At 66.6% G+C, this 975-nt stretch carries 1 protein-coding gene; it reads right to left on the bottom strand.

The genetic code is table 11. The features are described 5' to 3' along the window. A partial coding sequence (uvrC, locus tag BKN37_RS27335; RefSeq protein ID WP_083342090.1) for an excinuclease ABC subunit UvrC occupies positions 1-826 on the bottom strand: 826 nt, incomplete at its 3' end. Between the last annotated feature and the right edge of the window lie 149 nt (positions 827-975).

Genomic DNA, 975 nt, shown 5'->3' with positions numbered 1-975 from the left:
CGTGAAACACCTGCACCGCGGCTTCCAGCTCGTCGTCGGCGAACGCCACCACGTCGGCGTCGGTGCCGTCGCCGAACACCACCGCCTGTTTCTCCAGCGCCCGCCGCAGCGCGGAAACATCGTCGCGCAGCCGCGCGGCCCGCTCGAAGTCGAGCTCATCGGCGGCGGCGGTCATCTCCTTTTCCAGGTTGCGGACCAGCCGATCGGTTTTGCCGGCCAAAAAGTCGCAGAAGTCGTCCACGATCTGCCGGTGCTGCTCGGCGCTGACCCGTCCGACGCAGGGCGCCGAGCATTTGTCGATGTAGCCGAGCAGGCAGGGCCGCCCGATCTGGTTGTGTCGCTTGAACACTCCGGCGCTGCAGGTGCGCGCCGGGAACACCCGGGTGAGCAGGTCCAGGGTTTCCCGGATGGCCCAGGCGTGCGAATACGGCCCGAAATAGCGCACCCCTTTGCGCCGCGGACCGCGGTAGACCATCAGCCGCGGGTACTCCTCGCCCAGGGTGACCGCCAGCACCGGGTAGGTCTTGTCGTCGCGGTAGCGGACGTTGAACCGCGGGTCGAACTCCTTGATCCAGTTGTACTCCAGCTGCAGCGCTTCGACCTCGGTGGTCACCACCGTCCACTCCACCTTGGCGGCGGTGGTCACCATCTGCCTGGTCCGCGGGTGCAGGCTGGCGACGTCGGCGAAGTAGGACGTCAGCCGGCTGCGCAGGCTTTTGGCTTTGCCGACGTAGATGACCCGGCCGTGCGGGTCCCGGAACCGGTACACGCCGGGTTCGACCGGGATGGAGCCGGGCGCCGGGCGGTAGGTGGCGGGATCGGGCACGGTTACAGGCTATCTTTTTGCGGCGAGCAATAGCTCCTATGTCAAGCGGCTGCTGGTTTTAGGTGGTTGATTTCGGGTTTGGTGCTGGTGAGAAGGGCTTGGTATACGCGTCGGGCGATGCGGCGTTTGAGGCATCGACGCGCTGCTGC

The sequence above is a fragment of the Mycobacterium talmoniae genome, from assembly GCF_001854525.1.
GTDB lineage: Bacteria > Actinomycetota > Actinomycetes > Mycobacteriales > Mycobacteriaceae > Mycobacterium > Mycobacterium talmoniae.
Note: the sequence above shows the minus strand (reverse complement) of the source record. Positions and strands in the feature narration are given on the sequence as shown.